This window comes from Nocardia sp. NPDC050435 (assembly GCF_040655395.1).
GTDB lineage: Bacteria > Actinomycetota > Actinomycetes > Mycobacteriales > Mycobacteriaceae > Nocardia.
The window spans coordinates 399119-420807 of the sequence record NZ_JBFAJW010000006.1 but is presented as its reverse complement, the minus strand read 5'-3'; the positions used below and the strand labels follow the sequence as shown (position 1 = coordinate 420807).

21 protein-coding genes are annotated in these 21689 nt (G+C 69.6%); 13 read left to right on the top strand and 8 right to left on the bottom strand.

Going from position 1 to position 21689, the window contains the following annotated elements:
• Positions 1-177: 177 nt before the first annotated feature.
• From AB0I43_RS21225 to AB0I43_RS21215, 3 genes are all read left to right on the top strand, one after another.
• Positions 178-1671: a carboxylesterase family protein gene (locus AB0I43_RS21225; RefSeq protein WP_356975462.1), complete on the top strand. Its 1494-nt coding sequence runs from the start codon at positions 178-180 to the stop codon at positions 1669-1671.
• Positions 1672-1738: 67 nt separating this feature from the next.
• Positions 1739-2305, top strand: a complete 567-nt coding sequence (locus AB0I43_RS21220) for an NUDIX hydrolase (RefSeq protein ID WP_357432580.1) — start codon at positions 1739-1741, stop codon at positions 2303-2305.
• A 77-nt stretch (positions 2306-2382) separates the two neighbouring features.
• Positions 2383-3543 (top strand): hypothetical protein, encoded by a 1161-nt coding sequence (locus AB0I43_RS21215; RefSeq protein ID WP_357432579.1) that lies wholly within the window; start codon positions 2383-2385, stop codon positions 3541-3543.
• Between the two features lie 66 nt (positions 3544-3609).
• Here the strand turns inward: AB0I43_RS21215 and AB0I43_RS21210 are convergent, their stop codons facing one another.
• Positions 3610-4974, bottom strand: coding sequence for an RNA polymerase sigma factor (locus AB0I43_RS21210; RefSeq protein ID WP_356975466.1), 1365 nt, complete (start codon positions 4972-4974; stop codon positions 3610-3612).
• A gap of 185 nt (positions 4975-5159) precedes the next feature.
• The gene (gene ppgK, locus AB0I43_RS21205; protein ID WP_356975468.1) at positions 5160-5918 is read right to left on the bottom strand and encodes a polyphosphate--glucose phosphotransferase; all 759 of its coding nucleotides are present in this window, start codon (positions 5916-5918) and stop codon (positions 5160-5162) included.
• A gap of 95 nt (positions 5919-6013) precedes the next feature.
• On the opposite strand from ppgK, the gene AB0I43_RS21200 reads away from it, so the two are divergent.
• Complete coding sequence (locus AB0I43_RS21200) at positions 6014-6928, top strand: inositol monophosphatase family protein (RefSeq protein WP_356975469.1); 915 nt, start codon at positions 6014-6016, stop codon at positions 6926-6928.
• Positions 6929-6931: 3 nt separating this feature from the next.
• On the opposite strand, the gene cei is transcribed toward AB0I43_RS21200, so the two are convergent.
• Entirely contained in the window at positions 6932-7606 is a 675-nt protein-coding gene (cei, locus tag AB0I43_RS21195) for an envelope integrity protein Cei (RefSeq protein ID WP_356975471.1), read from the bottom strand.
• A gap of 378 nt (positions 7607-7984) precedes the next feature.
• On the opposite strand from cei, the gene AB0I43_RS21190 reads away from it, so the two are divergent.
• The gene (locus tag AB0I43_RS21190) at positions 7985-8287 is read left to right on the top strand and encodes a DUF4193 domain-containing protein (protein WP_194814294.1); all 303 of its coding nucleotides are present in this window, start codon (positions 7985-7987) and stop codon (positions 8285-8287) included.
• A gap of 50 nt (positions 8288-8337) precedes the next feature.
• Here AB0I43_RS21190 and AB0I43_RS21185 read toward each other — a convergent pair whose 3' ends face one another.
• A complete protein-coding gene (locus tag AB0I43_RS21185) occupies positions 8338-8841 on the bottom strand; it encodes a DUF3093 domain-containing protein (RefSeq protein WP_356975472.1) in 504 nt (167 codons plus the stop codon).
• A gap of 132 nt (positions 8842-8973) precedes the next feature.
• Between AB0I43_RS21185 and dut the strand changes: the two genes are divergently transcribed.
• Positions 8974-9450, top strand: a complete 477-nt coding sequence (gene dut / locus AB0I43_RS21180; protein ID WP_356975473.1) for a dUTP diphosphatase — start codon at positions 8974-8976, stop codon at positions 9448-9450.
• 7 nt (positions 9451-9457) lie between these two features.
• On the top strand, positions 9458-10300 hold the full coding sequence (locus tag AB0I43_RS21175) for a DUF3710 domain-containing protein (protein ID WP_356975793.1): 843 nt from the start codon (positions 9458-9460) through the stop codon (positions 10298-10300).
• Between the two features lie 498 nt (positions 10301-10798).
• On the opposite strand, the gene AB0I43_RS21170 is transcribed toward AB0I43_RS21175, so the two are convergent.
• Positions 10799-11494, bottom strand: coding sequence for an alpha/beta hydrolase (locus AB0I43_RS21170; RefSeq protein ID WP_356975474.1), 696 nt, complete (start codon positions 11492-11494; stop codon positions 10799-10801).
• Positions 11495-11692: 198 nt separating this feature from the next.
• On the opposite strand from AB0I43_RS21170, the gene AB0I43_RS21165 reads away from it, so the two are divergent.
• From AB0I43_RS21165 to AB0I43_RS21155, 3 genes are all read left to right on the top strand, one after another.
• Positions 11693-12070, top strand: coding sequence for an OB-fold nucleic acid binding domain-containing protein (locus tag AB0I43_RS21165; RefSeq protein ID WP_194814291.1), 378 nt, complete (start codon positions 11693-11695; stop codon positions 12068-12070).
• Positions 12071-12275: 205 nt separating this feature from the next.
• Positions 12276-12863: a DUF3159 domain-containing protein gene (locus tag AB0I43_RS21160; protein ID WP_356975795.1), complete on the top strand. Its 588-nt coding sequence runs from the start codon at positions 12276-12278 to the stop codon at positions 12861-12863.
• Positions 12864-12979: 116 nt separating this feature from the next.
• A complete protein-coding gene (locus AB0I43_RS21155; protein WP_356975476.1) occupies positions 12980-13615 on the top strand; it encodes a sigma-70 family RNA polymerase sigma factor in 636 nt (211 codons plus the stop codon).
• Here the strand turns inward: AB0I43_RS21155 and AB0I43_RS21150 are convergent.
• Positions 13605-14276, bottom strand: coding sequence for a TrkA family potassium uptake protein (locus AB0I43_RS21150; RefSeq protein WP_356975478.1), 672 nt, complete (start codon positions 14274-14276; stop codon positions 13605-13607). The genes AB0I43_RS21155 and AB0I43_RS21150 overlap by 11 nt on opposite strands.
• Positions 14277-14278: 2 nt before the next feature.
• Complete coding sequence (locus tag AB0I43_RS21145) at positions 14279-14944, bottom strand: TrkA family potassium uptake protein (protein WP_356975480.1); 666 nt, start codon at positions 14942-14944, stop codon at positions 14279-14281.
• A gap of 200 nt (positions 14945-15144) precedes the next feature.
• On the opposite strand from AB0I43_RS21145, the gene AB0I43_RS21140 reads away from it, so the two are divergent.
• Positions 15145-17154 (top strand): APC family permease, encoded by a 2010-nt coding sequence (locus AB0I43_RS21140; RefSeq protein WP_356975482.1) that lies wholly within the window; start codon positions 15145-15147, stop codon positions 17152-17154.
• Positions 17147-18553, top strand: a complete 1407-nt coding sequence (locus AB0I43_RS21135) for a TRAM domain-containing protein (RefSeq protein ID WP_356975483.1) — start codon at positions 17147-17149, stop codon at positions 18551-18553. Before AB0I43_RS21140 ends, AB0I43_RS21135 begins: the two co-directional genes overlap by 8 nt.
• Positions 18554-18791: 238 nt before the next feature.
• Here the strand turns inward: AB0I43_RS21135 and AB0I43_RS21130 are convergent, their stop codons facing one another.
• Positions 18792-19529, bottom strand: a complete 738-nt coding sequence (locus tag AB0I43_RS21130) for an SIMPL domain-containing protein (protein WP_357432578.1) — start codon at positions 19527-19529, stop codon at positions 18792-18794.
• A 236-nt stretch (positions 19530-19765) separates the two neighbouring features.
• Here AB0I43_RS21130 and dxs point away from each other — a divergent pair, with 236 nt between their 5' ends.
• Positions 19766-21664: a 1-deoxy-D-xylulose-5-phosphate synthase gene (gene dxs, locus AB0I43_RS21125; protein WP_357432577.1), complete on the top strand. Its 1899-nt coding sequence runs from the start codon at positions 19766-19768 to the stop codon at positions 21662-21664.
• The last annotated feature ends 25 nt before the right edge of the window (positions 21665-21689 follow it).

Below are 21689 nucleotides of genomic sequence, written 5' to 3'. Positions count from 1 at the left end.
TTCAGACGATACGGCAGGTCGGGGCGATTTTTACACCGAAAGAAGTCTGCCGTGATGTGGCATGGATCACTCTATGTTTAGACCGTGTCGGCGCTCACGAACTGGTCGGTTCCCCGAAGTCCGGCCGGAACGCCCGGCCTCGGGCTACGGTGACGGCGAGCCCGGATCGGAGAACCCATGGAACCCACAGTCGCAGTCACCGGCGGTCGCGTCAGCGGGCGCGTCGTCGACGGCGTCAGCGTATTTCTCGGCATTCCCTACGCGGCCGCGCCGGTCGGCCCCGCCCGGTTCGCGCCGCCCGCTCCGCCGACGCCGTGGGAGGGTGTCCGGCCCGCGGTCGAATTCGGTCCGACCTCCCTGCAATCCCCGTACCCGCCCGCCATCGCCGAGATCCTGGGCAGCGACCACATTCCGGGCGCGGAGTACCTCAACGTCAATGTGTGGACCCCGGATACGGGGGCGCAGGGGCTGCCCGTCATGGTCTGGATCCATGGCGGCGCGTTCACCCGCGGCGCGAATTCGCGCGCGGCCTACGACGGCACCGCCTTCGCCCGCGACGGGGTGGTGCTGGTCTCGGTCAACTACCGCCTCGGCGTCTCCGGCTTCGCCGTCCTCGACGGCGCTCCCGCCAATCGCGGTCTGCTCGACCAGATCTACGCCCTGGCCTGGGTGCGCGACAACATCGCCGCCTTCGGCGGCGACCCCGCCGACGTCACCCTGTTCGGCGAATCCGCCGGCGGCATCAGCGTCGCCGCCCTCCTCGCCGCGCCCGCGGCCCGCGGCCTGTTCGCCAAGGCCATCGTGCAGAGCGGCACCGCCCGGATGGCCGCCACCCTGGAGGACGGCCGCCTGCTGGGCGCGGAACTCGCCGCCACCCTGAACATTCCGGCCACTGCGGCGGCGTTCGCCGCCGTCGAGCCCGCCGACCTGCTGGCCGCCCAGGAAACCCTCATCGCCGCGTACATGACGAACCCCGACCCCGCGCGCTGGGGCGCGTCCATCGTCGCGAGCGGTCTCGGCATCACCTGCCTGTTCCCGGTGATCGACGGCGAGGTCCTCACCGGTGACGTCCTGGCGGCTGTCGCCGCGGGCTCCGCGACCGGCGTCCCGCTGCTGCTCGGCTACACCGCCGAGGAATTCCGCCTCTTCCTGGTGCCCACCGGAATCGCCGCCCTGGTGACCGAAGAAGCCCTGCCCCTCATGCTCACCCGTTACGGCCTAGACCCCGCCCTCGCCCACGTCTACGCCGCCGACCGCCCCGACGCCGCCCCCGGCGACCTGCTCGCCGCCATCCTCACCGATCACGCCTTCCGCGCCCCCACCATGGAACTCGCCGATACCCAATCCGGCACCGGCGCACCCGTCTTCGTCTACGAATTCGCCTGGCGCCGCACCGACCGCCCCCTCGGCGCCATGCACGCCCTCGAAATCCCCTTCGTCTTCGACACCCTCCCCGCCTCCGCACCCCTCACCGGCCCCGCCGCCCCCCAACCCCTCGCCGACACCGTCCACGCCGCCTGGATCGCCTTCGCCAAATCCGGCAACCCCGGCTGGACCCCCTACACCCCCGGAACCCGCCCCGTCATGACCTTCGACCACCCCACCTCCCACCTGACCCACGCCCCCCGAGCCAAAGAACTAACCGCCCTAACCGAATCCCGCACCCCCTGATATCTAGGTCGGCGCGTCGACGTGCTGGCTAAACTTGTTGGGTGCAAGCGAAATTCGGAGGGTATTCGTGAGTGCGGACAATCCGTGGCAGACACTGTCGAGCCGTGAGGTCTACAAGAACAAATGGCTGAGCGTGCGCGAAGACCAGGTGATTCGGCCGGACGGGCAGGAAGGAATCTACGGAGTCGTCGAGCTGCCCTATTCGGTGGGAATCGTCGCACTCGACGCGGAGGGCCGGATCGCGCTGGTGGAGCAGTGGCGCTACACGCAATCGCGTGTCTCGGTGGAGATTCCCGTGGGCAGCTCACAGGCCGGCGACGCTGATCCGCTGGACGCGGCGCGGCGCGAATTGCTGGAGGAGACGGGGTTCGTGGCGGCGGACTGGTTGGCCCTCGGCTCGATCGACAACGGCATCGGGGCGACGACCGACGTCGCCCACCAATTTCTCGCCCGAAACCTCAGCTACCAGGGCGCGGTCAACGATCCGGAGGAGTCGATCGCGGTGCGCTGGGCGCCTGTCGAGGAAGCGGCCGATGCGGTCCGCACGGGGAAGATCACCGAGAGCTCCAGCGTGGTCGCGATCTTGAAGACAACCGAGTATCTGGCGGGAAATGACCGATGGGTTCCGAAGTAGCCGGGGCTGACGCCACATTCCCCACTTTTTGCCACATCAGCCAATACGGGACCAGGGGCTATCGCGACATCTATCGAATGATGTCGATCAGCCGTCCCTTGAACCTCTGGGCGCCGTCGAGTGTCGTTATCGAGAGCTCCGACTGCCCGATCAGCGTCAAGAGCTTTCTGCGCTACGTCGACAACGGCTACATCCGGATTTTCGGCAGATCCGAATGGTTGAACGAACCCGCGCATCGAGCAAGCAGCCGATGGCCGGGCAGCCGGTGGACCGACGCATTCGACAATCCGATCCGGGAATTCTGTCGCCGGGACAGCGCCCTGCCCCTCGAGTCACGGCGGGTGGTCACGGCTCCGCCGGAAAGCGGCTGGGAGTGGGCCCGGTCCTATCTGGCCGCGCATCCCGGTGAGGCCGGCCGCTGGGCTCGGCTCGCCAGGAGCAAAGCCGGAGCCGCATCGATCCCACCGGGCACGCGCGAACCGGCACTCGCCGCCGGCGACGACGAGTCGGAGATCGCTGCCCGCATTCTCCGAGACGCGCACAATCACGGGATGGCCATCGCGGATTCGGGTTTCGCGGCGCCGTTCCTGTTGCCCGGAGTGCACAAGAAGTTCCTCGACATCCTGGCCAAGGCCCCTTCCCATACGCCCCGGCCCGCGCCCGAGTCACCGGACCCGCCTTCGGTCGACATCCGGTACTCCGGGCTGGGCATGCAAATGCTCGAGGTGCTCAAGTTTCTGGATATCCATGCCCGGCGGAACACCGGCTCGGGGCGGATCGAGAGTTTCATCGGCAGCGAAGGCCACGACATGCTCGTCGCCTGGATGGCCCGCGTCTACAACATGCTGCAGAGCTCCGGTGGCCGCACCGTCGACGGCATCATCATGCGTGAGTTGGAGGCGGAGCTCCGTCAGATCCGCTACATTCGCCCGCTGCGCTCGTTCATGGACAAGAAGGACGAGGCCACGGTCGGTGCGGTGAGCTTCGCGTCGGCCATGGTCGGCCTCGCCACCGGCCCCGTGGACACCACGATCTTCGAGACAGCTGTAGGGTTCGCGACGATCGCCGGCGTCGCCACGGCGGCGTACCCGATCGGCCGTGGCCTGGCACGCGAGATCGGCTGGGCCCCTGCGGATTTCAAGGGAATCCAGTGGCCGTTCCTGTACACCTACGGCACCCTCGGTACCCGGCGTCAGCATCGGGAACTGCAACGGGTGCTCTGGGAAACCAAGCCCTGATCCCCCTGAAACGGCGATCGGGGCCCCACAGCCACAGCTGCGAGGCCCCGATCCGGGAGAGCGAACTCAGTCCAGGTAATCCCGCAGGACCTGGGAGCGGCTGGGGTGGCGCAGCTTGCTCATGGTCTTGGACTCGATCTGACGGATCCGCTCACGGGTGACGCCGTAGACCTGGCCGATCTCGTCCAGGGTGCGGGGCTGGCCGTCGGTGAGGCCGAAGCGCAGGCGCACGACGCCGGCTTCGCGCTCGGACAGCGTCTCCAGGACCGACTGCAGCTGATCCTGCAGCAGGGTGAAGCTGACGGCGTCGACGGCGACGACGGCTTCGGAATCCTCGATGAAATCGCCGAGCTGGCTGTCGCCCTCGTCGCCGATGGTCTGGTCCAGCGAGATGGGCTCACGCGCGTACTGCTGGATCTCCAGCACCTTCTCCGGCGTGATGTCCATTTCCTTGGCCAGCTCCTCCGGGGTGGGCTCGCGGCCCAGATCCTGGAGCAGCTCGCGCTGGATGCGGCCGAGCTTGTTGATGACCTCGACCATGTGCACCGGGATACGGATGGTGCGGGCCTGGTCGGCCATGGCGCGGGTGATGGCCTGCCGGATCCACCAGGTGGCGTACGTGGAGAACTTGTAGCCCTTGGTGTAATCGAACTTCTCGACCGCGCGGATCAGACCGAGATTGCCCTCCTGGATCAAGTCCAGGAAGGCCATGCCGCGGCCGGTGTAGCGCTTGGCGAGCGAGACGACCAGTCGGAGGTTGGCCTCGAGCAGGTGGTTCTTGGCGCGGTTGCCGTCGCGGATGATCCAGTTGAAATCGCGGCGGGTGGCGACGGGCAGCTTCTCCCCGGCCTCGGCCCACTCGCGCATCTTCTCCGCCGCGTACAGGCCGGCCTCGATCCGCTTGGCGAGCTCGACCTCCTCCTCGGCGTTGAGCAGCGCGACCTTGCCGATCTGCTTGAGGTAGGCGCGCACCGAGTCGGCCGAGGCGGTGAGCTCGGCATCCTTGCGGGCCTGGCGCAGCGCCTCGGACTCTTCCTCGTCCCAGACGAAATCACCGGAGGCCTTGTCGGCCGCGGTGGGCTCCTCGGCTTCCTCGGTGGTCTCTTCGGCGGTGTCGGCGACCAGTTCCTCGGCGTCCTCGGTGAGGTCGTCCTCGGAGACCTCGAGATCTTCGAGGTCCTCGATCTCGAGCGACTCGTCTTCGATGGCTTCGTCGCCGCCCGGCTCGCCCTCGGCGGAGGTGGCCTTCTTGGCCGCCTTCTTCGCCGGCGCCTTCTTGGCAGCGGCCTTCTTGGCGGGGGCCTTCTTCGCCGCGGCCTTCTTGGCCGGAGCCTTCTTGGCGGCAGCCTTCTTGACCGGCCGGGCTTCGGTTACATCTGCGGAGTCGGCCTCTTCGGCCGAGTCGGCGGTCTGACGGGTCGTGGCTACCACGTACGCCCTTTCGTGACGGTCTCGTGCGGCGTCACGCCAGAGTGGTGTTCCGGCGGAGCGGTCTGTCGGGTTTCACCGGCGGAAGGCCGGTCGGGTTCACCGGCTAAGCCGGGCACGTTCCATTGTAACGATCCTGCCAGGGTACCCATGCCCACCTCGGCTTGGACGCGCGACGCGCAGATCTGTCACGGTACCAACCCCGCGGCGACCGCCATGGCCGCGCCGACGATACCCGCGGTGTTTCTCAGATGTGCGGGAACGACCTGAGTCCGGTTGGTGAGCAACGGAATCCACAGATCGGCGTCGCGGCTGATGCCGCCGCCCGCCACGATGACGTTCGGCCAGAAAAGATTCTCCAGCCCGATCAGCACCGTGGACACCTCCGCGGCCCACTGCTCGTAGCTCAGGCCCTTGCGGTCTTTCACCGAGGCGGCCGCGCGGTGCTCGGTCTCCATGCCGCCGATCTCGAGGTGCCCGAGTTCGGTGTTGGGCACCAGCGCGCCCTGATAGATCAGCGCCGAGCCGATGCCGGTGCCGAAGGTCAGCAGCAGCACCATGCCGGCGAAATCCTTTGCCGCGCCGTAGGTGTCCTCGGCCATGCCGGCGGCGTCGGCGTCGTTGAGCACCGTCACCTCGCGGCCGCCGAGGGCCTCGGAGAACAGCGCCCGCGCATCCGTGCCGATCCAGGCCTTGTCGATATTGGCGGCGGTGCGGGTGACGCCGTCGAGCACGACCGCGGGGAGGGTCACCCCGACGGGGCCGTCCCAGTTCGCCTCGGTGACCACCTTCGCGACGGCCTCGGCCACGGCCTGCGGCGTCGACGGTTGCGGCGTGGCGACCTTGATGCGTTCGTGCAGCAACTCGCCGGTGGCCAGATCGACCGCGGCGCCTTTCACGCCGCTGCCACCGATGTCTATCCCGAACGCGTGCCCCCGAGCGGACATGGCTACCCCTCGTTCCGTGTGCTGGTCATCTGACGACAGTGCCCGACAAGAGTAAAGGCAGCCCGTCCTGCGCCGCGGGGCGTATCTGTGATGCGATGGACACCGTGCCCGAAACCACGAGCTACCCCGCCGGATCCGCCGCCCTGCCCCCCGAAGAGATCGCCGAATTGCGCCGCCTGGCGGTCGATCTCGCCGAGACCGCCGCCGCCCATGTGCGCACCCGCCGCCCCGAGGTCTTCGGCCCGGCCGGTGCCCTGGCCGAGGACGCCGTCCAGACCAAAGGTCATCCGACCGATCCCGTCACGGTCGTCGACACCGAAACCGAAGACCTCATCCGCAAGCTGCTGGCCGAACACCGTCCCGGGGACCCGATCCTGGGCGAGGAGGGCGGCGGCGACCTGGCCGCCGCCGGGGACGCGGTGACCTGGGTGGTCGACCCGATCGACGGCACCGTCAACTTCCTGTACGGCCTGCCCGGCTACGCGGTCTCGGTGGCCGCGATGCGCGGCGGCCGTTCGGTCGCGGGCGCCGTGGTCGATGTCGCGCGCGCGGTCACCTACAGCGCGGGCCTCGGGCTCGGCGCGATGCGGGTCGACGGCGACGGCGGCGTGGAGCACCTGCGCGCCAGCACGGTCGAGGCGCTGCCGCTGGCGCTGGTGGCCACCGGCTTCGCCTACGGCGTGCACCGGCGCGCCCGGCAGGCCGAGATGGTCGCCCAGCTGCTGCCCCGGGTGCGCGACATCCGGCGGCTGGGCGCGGCTGCGCTGGACCTGTGCCACGTCGCGGCGGGCCAGGTCGACGCCTACTACGAACACGGCCTGAACGCCTGGGATTTCGCGGCGGGCGCGCTGATCGCCACCGAGGCGGGCGCCCGCCTGACCCTGCCGCCCGCGACCGTCCCCGGCGCGGCGGGCGAACTGGTGGTCGCCGCCGCACCCGGGATCGCGGCCGAACTGGGCGCGTTGCTCACCGGGATCGGGGCGACGGAGTCGCTGCCCGACCGGATGTAGCGATCAGCAGCGCGCGGACCGGGCGGCGGAGAGCAGTTTGCTGTCGATGGAGCTGCCCGGGACCGGATTCTTCAGCGAGCGCAGCACCTCCTCGGCGTCGTTGCCGGGCTGCACGTCGCCGCCGAACAGCGAGCCGAGCACCAGATCCACGGTGTCGTCGGTGCGCGGGTCCTCGATCAGCTCGGCGCACGGCGCGACGAGCTGCACCGACGCGGCGGCCGGGCGGCCGTTGACGCCGAAGCGGATCTGCCCGGTGCACTCCAGGTCACCGTTGACGTAGACCGGATCGTTGCCGTATTGCGTTCCGGGCGCGCTGGCGAACCCGATGTCGCCGAGCTGGGAGGCGATGTGGGAGGCCTGGCCACGCTGGTTGTTCGCGTTCAGCACGCGCACCTTGCTGGCCGAGAGGGCGGCGGGCTCCACAGCCTGCAGCCGTGAGGATCCGACGCGCTGCCCGAGGGGCGCGGCGGGCGTCGTGTTGTTGCCGGTCGCGGGGCTGGGGGAGTTGCACGCCATGGCGGCCCCGCTGTTGTCCGCCGTCGTCAACGCCTTGATCCACACGATCGCGCAGATCAGCGTCATCACGCCGAGCAGGATGAGCCAGGGCCGGGGGCGCCGTCGGACCCACGCGCGACCCTGGGGGTCGGTGGGGCTGCCTTCGGTGATCAGTGAAACCACCCGCACACTGTACGAAAATGTCTCGGCTACATCGCGCAAGGTCTCGGCGAGTTCCGCCGCAGGTGTCGATCTGCCCTCGATTTCGAATCGTCTGTGTTTTGATTGCGACTTTTGCCGTGGGGTCCGCTATTGTCTGGCGGCCCAGATCGAATCGCCAGTGCCGAAAAACGGTGGTCGGTCGCGGGAACAAGTAGGGCATGTCCTGCGTTTACCGAGCGCTATCCCGTGTGGATCTACCACGATCCGCGCCGATAGAGCAGCGGTGCACGTGTGATGTGCGCCACCGGCGGGGCGGTAATGCTACCGCGGTTCCGACCAGGAATCGGTGTAGCGCGAGCCGGTCCGGGATATACGGAGTAAGGACGAGGGGAAGACGACATGGCAACCGACTATGACGCACCGAGGCGCACCGAGACCGACGACGTGTCGGAGGATTCGCTGGAGGAGCTGAAGGCTCGTCGTAACGAGGCACAGTCCGCCGTCGTGGATATCGACGAATCCGATACCGCGGAGTCGTTCGAGCTTCCCGGCGCGGACCTGTCCGAGGAAGTGCTGACCGTTCGGGTCATCCCGAAGCAGGCGGACGAGTTCACCTGCTCCAGCTGTTTCCTGGTGCATCACCGGAGCAGACTGGCGGAGGAAAGCGGCGGGCAGTTGATCTGCATGGATTGCGCCGCCTGAGTAGCACCTGCGGCGGCCGGACAACGACGTGTCCGGCCGAGGGACTTCTGTCAGTCCGCGCTCGGCAGGCCGAGCGCGGCTAGGACCTTCTCTGGGCGACGGGTGCTGACCAGCCAATATGGTGTGGGGTCATCCGGGTCGTCCAGGACTAGCAGCACCATGGGGCCTACCCAGGCACGGTGCTGGACATACGCGGCCGGGTCGAGCTGTCGCCCGAGCGCCGCGCTCTTGGCGGTCTTCGGCACGATGACCGCGCGGGCCACGAAGTTCACCGGCAGGTGAGCGCGGTCGGCCCGCAACTCCGGGGTGGGCGATCCGGTCACCTCTACCCGATGGCGGCTCAGCCACAGCAGCACCCACACCGGGATCGGCAGCATCAGCAGGTACGGCAGCCAGGCCCGCAGACCCGGTGCGCCCATGTGGATCTCGGCGGCCAGCAGGCCGGCCAGGCCGAGCGCGACCGGCCACCACCACAGCGGCACCCACAGGCGCTCGGAATAGGTGTGGGCGGTCTGTTTTTCGTGGTCCGTCACGGGGCTGGGCTGGTCCGACACGACTCAACACTAAGTCACGGCGCTTCGCGGCCAGCGCGTAGGCTCTCGCAGTGTGAGGGAGCATCGCGAGCGAACCAACAACGCTGCCGCCAGTGCGGTCATGCCGGAGCCGAGCGTCAGCGAGGCGCAGGCATGAGCGCACTTTCACCTATTCCGTTGCTGCGGCTGGATCCCGGCATCCCCGTGCCCGCGCGCGCCCATCATGGCGACGCCGGCGTGGACCTGTGCACCACCCAGGACGTCATCCTGGAACCGGGGGAGCGAGCGCTGGTCGGTACCGGCGTCGCCGTCGCGCTACCGGTCGGCACCGTCGGCCTGATCCATCCGCGATCGGGATTGGCTGCCAAGGCCGGACTTTCGGTGGTCAACACCCCCGGCACCGTCGACGCGGGCTACCGGGGCGAAATCAAGGTGTGCCTGATCAATCACGACCCGCGCACGCCGATCGAGCTGCGCCGGGGCGACCGGATCGCCCAGCTGCTGGTGCAGCGGGTGGAGCTGGTCGATTTCGTCGAGGTGGATTCGCTCGACGAGACGGCGCGTGGTGCGGGTGGGTACGGGTCCAGCGGCGGCCATGCGATCCTGGCCGACGCTGCCAAGGAGGCGTGACATGGCGATGTTCGGAAGAAAGAAGAAGTCGGACCGGTACGAGTCCGACGAGTACGACGAGGCGGGCTACGAGGCCGAATACGACTCGGAGTACGACGAGGCCGCCGCGTACGCCGAGCCGGTCTACGAGGGCGACACCCCGCAGACCGGCCCCTACGACTACGACGCCGTGGCCGACCTGCTGGCCGATGTGGCCGATCAGCGGCTCGACCTGGGCTCGGTCATCCTGCCGGTGCCGCCGGGCGGGCAGCTGCAGGTCGAGATGACCCCCGAGGGCACCCCGCAGGCGGTGCACCTGGCGACCGAGCACGGCCGCCTCACGGTGGCCGCGTACGCCGCGCCCAAGTCCAAGGGGCAGTGGCGCGAGGTGGCCGCCGACCTGGCCGATTCCTTACGCACCGACGGCGCTCGGGTCTCGATCGAGACGGGTCCGTGGGGCCGTGAGGTGCTGGCGATCACCGAGGGCGCGGATCTGCGTTTCATCGGCGTCGACGGCCCGCGCTGGATGGTGCGCCTGGTCGCCGCCGGGCCCCAGGGCGCGGCCGCCGACGGCACGCCGCTGGTCGCCGCCGCCCGCGCGATCATGAGCGAGACGGTCGTGCGCCGTGGCACCGATCCGCTGCCGGTCCGCGACCCGCTGCCCGTCGTCCTGCCCCAGGAACTGGCCGACCAGCTCGCCGCCGCCCACCAGGCCCAGGTCGAAGCGCAACAGCAGCAGGCCCAGGCCGCCGCTGCCGCCCAGGCCGCCGCCGCCCAGGGCATCCACCCCGGCGTCATCCCACCCCGCATGCCCGAGGGTCCGCGCCGCGGCACCGAAGGCTCGGCCATGCAGCAACTCGGCCTGAACTGAGCATTCCGGTCCCCGGCAGGCAAGCGCCGGGGACACGGACTACATGCCGTCGCAGCACCGGCCATACAGCAACCCGGCCTGAACTGAGCGTTCTCGTTCCCGGCCCGCAACCGCCGGGGACGCGGGCTGCTCGCCGCCCCAGCACCGAAGGCTCGGCCCTGCAGCAACTCGGTTTGAACTGACGCCCTTGATCCCCGGCCCCGCAAGCGCCGGGGATGCGGGCTGCTCGCCACCGCGGCACCGAAGGCTAGGCCCTGCAGCAACTCAGCCTGAACTGAACGTTCTCGTTCCCGGCCGCAAGCGCCGGGAACGCGAGCTACTGCCGCCGCGGCTCCCGAGTGGTCGGCCGTCCGGCAGCTCGGTTCGGCCTGACCGCCTGCTCACGGGCCCGCAATGCAGGGGACGCCGCCTGGCTACGGTGTGCCTGAATGCGCGAGCGTGCGGAACCCACTGAAGCGACCACCCCGGCCTCGGTCCGCCAAGTGCCCAAGCGCGGCCTCAGTCGAACGCGGCGAGGCCCGTATGCCCGAGTACGGCCGGGTCTGCGCCCAGTTCATCGAGCGTGATGCGCGCCAGCGCCGAACGGGGAATCAGGTCCGCCCATTCCTCGGCGACGGCCAGTGGGTGGACGGGGTCGTCGACGGCTGTGATGACCACTACGGGGACCCCGATGGTGCTCAGGCACTCGGGCCCAGGCCACTTGTATTCGGCCGCCTCCTGCAGCGCCAGCGGTAAGTCCGGCCATTGTGCGCGCCAGGACTGGGTGAGGGCGGCAGCCAGCCAGGCGGGGCTGCCGGCGCGCATCTGTGTGAGAACGTCGTCGAGTCCGTGTGCTCGCAATTGGGCGGCCGTGTAGGCGGCGCTCTGCGCGGCGGGGCAGTCGGCGGTGTCGGCTCCGGTCCACGCGGGCAGGGCGGCGATGACTCCGGTCACCCGCCCGGGATTCTCGGCCGCCCATTCCAGCGCGACCGCCGCGCCCAGCGAGATGCCGGCCGCCAGCACCGGGCCGCGGCGGGCCGAGTTTTCGAGCGCGCGACGATAACTGGCAACCACCGCGCGCGGATCCGGTTCGACGGCGATGAGTTCGAGATCACGTTCGCGGCAAGCGGGTTCGAATCCGCGCCGGGCGAAATCCGCGTCCGACCCGGTCCCGGGCAACGCGACGGCAATCGCGGGCCGGGGGAAAGGTTTCAACCCGGTGGATTCTGGGGATTTCCAGGTGATGGATCGGCGAGCAGTCACCACCGCGTGTGGGGAGTCGAACACCGGGCCGAGCGTAGCGGGGCCGGGTCAGTGCGCCTACAGTGGCGGTGTGCGGCCAGCAGCCGGTCGTTCGTTGGAAAACACGCTGGCGTGCGACCCACGCCGCGTGCTGTAGCAGGAGAGCGTGCAATGCCATCCGCAGCCTCAGGATATTTTCGCCGACTGGGCCGCAGACTGACCGAGGATCTCGATCAGTTGGACGCCGAGGAGTTGGCCGAGACCGCCGAGGCATCAGGAGCCTGTCGAGCCTCGGAATGTCGCCGCGGCGACGAAGCCACCATGCTCGGCCGTTTACGTAGTGTCGAGGCCTGCCCCAAGTCCTCGGGCGCTAGTGTGCAGGCAGAATTCTTCGACGGCACCGACGCCATCACCCTGGTGTGGATCGGCCGTCGTCGGATCCCCGGTATCGAGCCGGGGCGCCGGATACTGGTTCGCGGTCGCGTCGGCGACCGAGACGGCCGCAAGGTGATCTTCAACCCCTACTACGAATTGCGCGGGAACAGCTGACTTGATGCCGAGCAACGACAACGGCGCCGATTTGGGCAAGCCGACCGAGATCGGGCGCCGTGAGCCGCTCGACGCCGACATTTCCCACGAGAACGACCAGCTGCACGGGGTCTTCGATGCCGAGCTGCGCGAGATCGAGGACGATCTGCGCGCGCCGCACCCGGGCGTGGGCCCCGCCGCCGACGAGGAGCCCCGCGAGCAGACCATGCTCGAGCAGATGGGCGGCTTCAGCGGCCTGATCTACTCCACCCTGCCCGTGCTGGTGTTCGTGCCGGTCAACACCATCTTCGGTCTCACCGCCGCGGTCTGGTCCGCGCTCGGTGTCGCCGCCGCGATCCTGGTGTGGCGGCTGTATCGCCGCAGCCCGGTGCAGCCGGCCATCTCCGGTTTCCTCGGTGTCGGCATCTGCGCGTTCATCGCCTACCGGATGGGAGAAGCCAAGGGCTTCTTCCTGTTCGGCATCTACACCAGCCTGGTGTACGCGGGCGCGTTCCTGATCTCGATCCTGGTGCGCTGGCCGCTGGTCGGCATCATCTGGGGCTTCCTGAACGGCCACGGCCGGGAGTGGCGCGAGGACCGCCGGCTGATCCGGCTCTACGACATCGCCACCGCGACCTGGGTGCTGGTCTTCGGCGCCCGCTACCTGGTGCAGTCCTCGCTGTACGACACCGATCACACCGGCTGGCTGGCCTTCGCGCGCATCGCGATGGGCTGGCCGCTGACCGCCGTGGCGTTCGGCGTCACGGTGTGGGCGGTGCGCCGGGCCGGGCACACGCCCGCCGCGAAAGGGTGATCACGACCACGCCAGAGGTGGGGTAGCGCCCACCCCTGGGGTGTCTGGCTGGCCGGGCCGTTTCCGCCGACGATCGTTGCAGAACGAAAAAACGCAACGATCGAAAGGCTCCGAAGTTGCCTACCGAGCACAAGATTTCGGCGACGAAGTCTCCCGCCCACCCCAGTCCCGCGCTCTCGGAGAGCAAGCGTGTCGCCGCCGAGCTGGACAAGCTGATCGGCGCGGCCGCCGCGGGTGACAAGCACGCCATGTCCGAGATCGTGCGGTTGGTGCATCCGCTGGTCCGCCGGTATTGCGGTGCGCGCCTGGGCAATACCTCGCATCTGCACGTCACCGTCGACGACGTGGTGCAGGAGGTGCTGATCGCGACGGTGAAATCCGTTCCGCGCTACCAGGATCAGGGCAAGTCGTTCCTGGCGTTCGTGTACGGGATCTCGGCCAACAAGGTGGCCGACGCGTTCCGCCGCTCGCAGCTGCACCCGGCCTACCCGACCGCGGAGATGCCCGAGGAAGCCTGCCACGAGGCCGGTCCGGAGGAGTGGGCGCTGGCCTCCGAGCGGCGCGACGCCACCCGGGAACTGATGAAGATCCTGGCCCCCGCCCACCGTGAGGTGCTGGTGATGCGCATCGTGCTGGGCTGGAGCGCCGCTCAGACCGCCGAGGCGATCGGCACCAGCCCCGGTGTGGTGCGGGTGATGCAGCACCGCGCGCTGAACAAGCTGCGCGCGGAACTCAACGTCGTCAAGGCTTGATGCCGTGATGGGCCAGCGCGACCCGCAGATCTTCCTCGGCCTCGAGCGAGGTGACGAACAGCAGTTCGTCGTCGCCCTCGAACGGGTCGTCGGGCTGCGGGACGATGACTCGCCCGCCGCGCAGGATCGTCACCAGCGCGGCATCGCGCGGCAGCGTGAGCGCGCGCACCGGTTTGCCCGCCAGCCCGGTGTCGCCGGGCAGCGTGATCTCCACCAGGTTGGCCTGGCCCTGGCGCAGCGTCATCAGACGCACCAGGTCGCCGACCGACACCGCCTCCTCGACGAGGGAGGCCAGCAACCGCGGTGTGGACACCGCGACGTCCACGCCCCAGGACTCGTCGAACAACCACTCGTTGCGCGGATCGTTGACCCGCGCCACCACCCGGCGCACCCCGAACTCGGTCTTGGCGAGCAGGCTGTGCACCAGGTTGGCCTTGTCGTCGCCGGTGGCGGCGATGACGACCTCGTAGGTCTCGAGACCCGCGTCCTCCAGCAGCGCCAGCTCGCAGGCGTCCGCGTGCACCCACACGGCGTCCGGGATGGCGGCGGGGTCGATGTGGTCGAGCTTGCGTTCCAGCAGCATCACCCGATGTCCGCTGCGTAGCAGTTCCCGGGCGATGGATCGGCCGACGGCGCCGGCTCCGGCGATGGCCACCTTCATGATCAGTCCTCGCTCGCGGGGGGCTTGCCGGCCAGCGCGACGGCCTCGCCGACGCTGCCGGAGGTCGCGGCCACGTAGACGACGTCGTCGGCCTGGATGATGGTCTTGCTGTCGGGCAGCAGTCCGTTGCCGAACCGCAGGATGAACGCCACCCGGACGCGCACGTCGCGTTCCAGGTCGCGCACGGTGCGGCCGTACCAGTCCTCGTGCAGGTTGAGCTGGGTGACCGCGACCGCGCCGGTGGGGTCGCGCCAGTTCGTGGTGCTGGAGTCGCCGATCAGCGTCCGCAGGAAGCGGTCGGTGGTCCAGGGCACGGTGGCGATGGTGGGGATGCCCAGGCGTTCGTAGACGGCGGCGCGTTTGGCGTCGTAGATGCGGGCCACGACGCGCTCGATGCCGAAATTCTCCCGGGCGACGCGCGCGGAGATGATGTTGGAGTTGTCGCCGGAGGACACCGCGGCGAAGGCGTCGGCGCGTTCGATCCCGGCGCGGGTCAGCACATCCCGGTCGAAGCCGACGCCGATGATGCGCTGGCCGGGGAAATCCTGGCCGAGCCGCAGGAACGCGCTGGGATCGCGGTCGATCACCGTGACCTCGTGGCCCACCCGGACCAGGGCACGGGCCAGCGCCGAGCCGACGCGGCCGCACCCCATGATCACTACGTACACCGTGCAACCCCGTTCCTGGACCTGGTGTCGGTCTGCTTTTGCCGTGCGCAAACCGTACCGCCGATTCCGGTCGCGCTGTCCCCGAGGGATGGCTCAAGCCCCACGTTCCCGCTGTGACCGCGCGTCAAACCTGTGCCGCCGCGTGGCGCGTAGCCCGACCCCGCGGGTAATCCGGCCTGCGGGGATCTATGCTCGCTCCGGTGTCCAAGTTGACGACGGCAGCCAAACGCATGCTGCTGGGCAAGCCCTTCCGTAGTGATTCACTGGGGCATACCCTGCTGCCGAAGCGCATCGCCCTCCCGGTCTTCGCCTCCGACGCGATGTCCTCGGTGGCATACGCGCCGGAGGAAATCTTCCTGACGCTGTCGGTGGCGGGGATCTCGGCCTATATGTACGCGCCGTGGGTGGGGCTCGCGGTCGTCGCCGTGATGATGGTGGTGGTGGCCAGCTACCGCCAGAACGTGCACGCCTATCCCTCCGGCGGTGGCGACTACGAGGTGGCTACCACCAACCTGGGGCCCACCGCGGGCCTGACCGTCGGTTCGGCGCTGCTGGTCGACTACGTGCTGACGGTGGCCGTGTCGATCTCCTCGGCCGCCTCCAACATCGGGTCGGCGATCCCGTTCGTCGCCACGCACAAGGTGTTGTTCGCGGTGGTGGCGATCGCCCTGCTGACCGCGATCAATCTGCGTGGTGTCCGGGAGTCGGGCAAGGCTTTCGCGATCCCGGTCTACGCCTTCATCGTGGGCATGTTCGTCATGCTCGGGTGGGGTCTGATCGAGGTCTATGTGCTGGGGGAGACGCTGGTCGCCGAATCGGCGGGCTTCGGGATCAAGGCCGAGGACGAGCACCTCTACGGGCTGGCGTTCGCCTTCCTGATCGCGCGCACCTTCTCCTCCGGTTGCGCGGCGCTGACCGGTGTCGAGGCGATCAGCAACGGCGTGCCCGCGTTCCGGAAACCCAAGTCCCGCAACGCCGCCACTACCCTGCTGATGCTCGGCGTGATCGCGGTGGCCCTGCTGATGGGCATCATCATCCTGGCCCAGAAGATCGGCGTCGTGTTCGCGCACGACACCGCGCATCTGGTCGGCGCGCCGGCCGACTACCACCAGAAGACGCTGATCGCCCAGATCGCCGAGGCCGTCTTCCACGGCTTCCCGATCGGGTTCTACTTCATCCTCACCGTGACCGCGCTGATCCTCGTGCTCGCGGCCAACACCGCGTTCAACGGGTTCCCGGTGCTGGGGTCGATCCTGGCGCAGGATCGGTATCTGCCGCGCCAGTTGCACACGCGCGGTGACCGGCTCGCCTTCAGCAACGGCATCCTGTTCCTCTCCGGCGGCGCGATCGCGTTCGTGGTGGTCTTCGGCGCCGATGTGACCAAGCTCATCCAGCTCTACATCGTCGGCGTCTTCGTCTCGTTCGTACTCAGCCAGACCGGCATGCTCCGGCACTGGACCCGGCTGCTGCGCACCGAGACCGACCCCTCGCACCGCGGCCGGATGCGACGTTCGCGGGTGATCAACGCGATCGGTCTCGCGATGACCGCGACGGTGCTGGTGATCGTGCTGATCACCAAGTTCCTCTCGGGCGCCTGGATCGCCATCCTGACCATGGTGATCATCTTCGTCGTGATGAAGATGATCCACCGCCATTACGATTCGGTGGCGCGGGAGCTCAACGAAAGCGAATGGGATGGTGTGCTGCCCAGCCGCACGCACTCCATCGTGCTGGTCTCCAAGCTGCACCTGCCGACCCGCCGCGCGCTGTCCTACGCGCGCGCCACCCGGCCGGACACGCTCGAGGCGGTCACGGTCAACGTCGACGAGGCCGACACCCGGGCGCTGGTGCGGGAGTGGGAGCGCAGCGATATCTCGGTGCCGCTCAAGGTGATCGAATCGCCGTACCGCGAGATCACCAAGCCGGTGCTGGATTACGTGAAGCGGGTGCGCAAGGACGCGCCGCGCGACGTGGTGACGGTGTTCATCCCGGAGTACGTGGTGGGGCACTGGTGGGAGCAGGTGCTGCACAACCAGAGCGCGCTGCGGCTCAAGGGCCGGCTGCTGTTCGAGCCCGGCGTGATGGTGACCAGCGTGCCGTGGCAGCTGAGTTCGTCGACGCGCGCGCGGCAGCCCGGCGACATCAGCGCGCCCGGCGCGGTGCGGCGCGGGTACGAGGAACGGCCGATGTCGGGCGCCCGGGATGAGTGACTGGCGCGGCACGAGTTTCGAGATCCGGCTCGGGCCGCCCGGGCACGGCGGGTTCTGCGTCGGACGGCACGAGGGCCGGGTGGTGTTCGTGCGGCACGGGCTGCCCGGTGAGTTGGTGCGCGCCCAGGTCACCGAGGATCGCGGTGGTTCGTTCTGCCGGGCCGACGCGATCGAGATCCTGGAGCCCTCGCCGGACCGCGTGCCCGCCACCTGCCCGGTCTCCGGGCCCGGCGGCGCGGGCTGTTGCGACTTCTCCTTCGCCACCCCCCGGGCTCAGCGCGCTCTGAAAGCCACGGTGGTCGCCGAGCAACTGCGCCGCCTGGCGGGCATCGAACGCGAGATCGTGGTCGAGCCGATCGCCGGGTATCCGGCGGAGACGACCGCCGGCTGGCGCACGCGGGTGCGCCTGGCCGTCGACGAGCACGGGCGGGCCGGTGTGCACCGGCACCGCAGCACCGGCATCCTCACCGATCTGCGCTGCCCGCAACCGGTTCCGGGTGCGCTGGACGGCGTCGCCGACCGCGAGTGGACGCCCGGCGCGGAACTGGTCGTGGCGGTGGACGGCGACGGCGTGCGTCACCTCGTCGAACTCGCCCCCGCGGAACCCGAACCGCGCGGCGGTTCCCGGCGCGGGCGTGGCCGGGCCGACCGCACCTCCGGACGTGACGACGAATCGGACGGTCGCGGGCGGGGGAGCGGGCCGGGGCGTGGTCCCCGGCCCCGCACGCACGCGGCGGAGTGGCCGAATGCGGCGGGCGGCGAGCGCCGCAGCGCCACCGCGGGCCGGGCGGCGGCGCACGCGCCGCGCGAGGAGTGGGTGCTGGCGGGCTCCGGGCGTGCGGTCGAGTATGTCGGCGGCCGCCGGTGGGAGGTCGCCGCGACCGGGTTCTGGCAGGCGCATCGGGATGCGGCGCAGTGCTATTCGGACGTGATCGCGCAATGGTCGGGGCTGGAACCCGGCGACCTGGCCTGGGATCTGTACAGCGGCGCGGGCGTTTTCGCGGCGCGGCTCGCCGAGCAGGTCGGCGCGGACGGTGCGGTGCGGGCGGTGGAGTTCGCGCGCACCGCGGTCGCCGACGGCAACGCGGCGCTGCACGATCTGCCCTGGGTCGACCTGCGCGCCGATCGCACCGAGCGCTGGATCGCCGAGCACGCCTCCGGTGCGGCTCCGGCGGCCGTCGTGCTGGATCCGCCACGCGCCGGTGCGGGCAAAGAGGTGGTGGCCGCCCTCACCGAGGTCGGCCCGGAGCGCATCGTCCACATCGGTTGCGACCCGGCCGCTTTCGCCCGTGACCTCGGCCTCTACCAGAACGCGGGCTACACCCTCACCGAACTCCGCGCCTTCGACGCGTTCCCGGGCACGCACCACGTGGAGTGCCTCGCTCTGCTCGAATGCTGATCTCGGCCGCGTCGAATGCTGATCGCGCCAACCGTCGCTGAGCATGCGGCGCGCCTGCTGTGCTGACCGGCCTGACCTGCGCGCGGACTTGCGTTCGATGAGCCGCGCCGTCGTCGCGCGCGGCTCGCAACGTGGTGCCGCCGCTTCTCAGCCGTGACGCTCGGCGAGTACGCGGCGCTTCACCGGGCGACCGCCGGTAGCGCTGCCCAGCCGGCACTCAGCGCTGCGGGCCGCCGTCTCAATGCAGCTGCCACGTGACTCGGACACTGGCCGAGATCTCGCTCTCGCCGAGTTCCACCGGCATCGACGCCATCTCGGCGATCATGCCGGCCGCCTTGGGGCGCGCGGCCGCGCGCGGACGGGACGCGGTGTCCTCGGTGATGACGAGCACCGGCCCGACGCGGCCACCGGCGCGCGAGGCGAACTGTTCGGCCTTGGCCAGGGCGTTGTCCCAGGCGGCGTCGCGGGCCTGTTCGAGCAGCGCGGCCTCGTCGGCGAAGCCGAGGGTGAGACCGTTCAGCCGGACGTCGTCGCCGCCGGCCTCGACGCAGTGCGCGATGATGTCGGCCGGGCTGGGGTCGGCCCGCTCGCCGATCTCGCGCAGCGCCACCGTCAGATCGGTGCTGGCGACATAGCCGGTGATGCGCTGGCCCTTGCCCTCGGTCCACTCGGTCTCGGTGCGCACCGACAGGCCCGTGGTCGCGATGTCGGCGCCCGGCACGCCGTCGCCGCGCAGCGAGTCGGTGATTGCCTTGATCCGCTCGCCGGCCGTGCCGTAGGCCTGGGCGACCTGCCCGGCCCGGGCTTCGACGGAGACGGTGACGCGCATCAGATCGGGCGCGGCGCTCGCGCTGCCCGCGCCGTAGGTGGTGACCGTGCCCGCGACGTTCTCGGGCTCGGCGAACCCGCAGCATCCGGCGCCGCAATCGGCGATCGCGATGTCCTTCTGCTTGTCCTTTTTCTTGCGTTTGCTCACGGCGCTCTCCTTGCGTCGAGGTCACGGGCTCCTGAAAGGTCAACGGCCGAACGCCCGGGATTGTCCCCGGCGGTGTCCGGGTAGCGTGTGAGCCGGGCCCGAGCGCGTACATTCGTGTGGAGACTCACATTTCGCGGCCGTGACCGCTGGTGACAGGCCGAGGTGGAGCAGGGGCACCCCCACGGCTCCGTAGACTGAATCGGATCAGATGCGCTATCCGGAGGGAGCGAGTTCAGGTGGGAGTGCTTTCCCGGGTCGATACGCCCGAAGATCTGCGTGGGCTGACAGTGCCACAGCTGCGTGAATTGTCGGCGGAGATCCGTGAGTTCCTCGTCCAGAAAGTCGCGGCCACCGGTGGCCATCTGGGCCCGAATCTCGGTGTGGTGGAACTGACCATCGCGCTGCACCGGATTTTCGATTCGCCGGCCGATCCGCTGATCTTCGACACCGGCCATCAGGCCTACGTGCACAAGATCCTCACCGGCCGCAAGGACCAGTTCGATTCGCTGCGCAAGCAAGGCGGCCTGTCGGGCTACCCGAGCCGGGCCGAGAGCGCGCACGACTGGGTGGAGTCCTCGCACGCCTCGGCCGCGCTGTCCTACGCCGACGGCCTGGCGAAGGCGTTCGCGCTGACCCAGCAGGATCGCCACGTGGTCGCGGTGGTCGGTGACGGCGCGCTGACCGGCGGCATGTGCTGGGAGGCGCTGAACAACATCGCCGCCGGCGTCGACCGCCCGGTGGTCGTGGTCGTCAACGACAACGGCCGCTCCTACGCGCCCACCATCGGCGGCCTGGCCGATCGGCTCACCGCGCTGCGCACCCAGCCCGCCTACGAGCACGCCCTGGACGCGGGCAAGCGCCTCATCAAGAGCATCCCGCGGGTGGGGGAGTCGGCGTATTCGATGGTGCACGCGGTGAAGGCCGGGATCAAGGACGCGGTCAGCCCGCAGGAGCTGTTCAGCGATCTGGGCCTGAAGTACGTCGGCCCGGTCGACGGGCACGACATCGTGGCCATGGAGGCCGCGCTGCGCCGCGCCAAGGATTTCGGCGGCCCGGTCGTCGTGCACGCGGTCACCCAGAAGGGCCGCGGCTACGAGCACGCCGAGAACCATGTCGCCGATCAGATGCACGCCTGCGATCCGATCGATCCGCTCACCGGCCGTCCGCTCGCGGGCAAGAAGGCGCCGGGCTGGACGTCGGTGTTCTCCGCGGAACTGATCGCGCAGGCCGAGCGCCGCGAGGACATCGTGGCGATCACCGCCGCGATGCCCGGCCCGACGGGTCTGGCGCCGTTCGGTGAGCGCTTCCCGGAGCGCATGTTCGACGTCGGCATCGCCGAGCAGCACGCGATGACCTCCGCGGCCGGCCTGGCCCTGGGCGGCCTGCATCCGGTGGTCGCGATCTACTCGACGTTCCTCAATCGCGCCTTCGACCAGTTGCTGATGGATGTCGCGCTGTTGAAGCAGCCGGTCACGGTGGTGCTGGATCGCGCGGGCATCACCGGCCCGGACGGCGCGAGCCACAACGGCATGTGGGATTTCTCGCTGCTCGGCATCATCCCGGGGATCCGGGTCGCCGCGCCGCGCGATGCCGCCACGCTGCGCGAAGAGCTGGGCGAGGCGCTCGCGGTCACCGACGGCCCGACCGTGCTGCGGTTCCCGAAGGGCAGCGTCGCCGCCGACATCACCGCCCTCGAGCGCCTGGACGGCGTGGACGTGCTGCGGCTGGCCGCCACCGACGCCGGTTCGGCGCAGACCGGGCGCGGTGACGTGCTGCTGGTCGCGGTCGGCCCGTTCGCCGAGACGGCGCTGCGGGTCGCCGAAGCGCTGGAGCCGGAGGGTATTTCGGTCACCGTGATCGATCCGCGCTGGGTGCTGCCGGTGTCGGACACCATCGTCAAACTGGCCGAGAACTACCGGCTCGTGGTCACCCTGGAGGACGGCGGCCTGCACGGCGGCATCGGTTCGACGGTGTCGGCGCGGATCCGGGCGGCCGGGGTGGATGTGCCGACGCGGGATCTCGGTGTGCCGCAGCAGTTCCTGGATCACGCGTCCCGGGACGCGGTGCATGCCGAGCTGGGGTTGACGGTCGCCGATATCGGGCGGCGGATCAGCGGCTGGCTGGACGCGAGCTGACCGGAAAACCGGCCGAACGATCGTT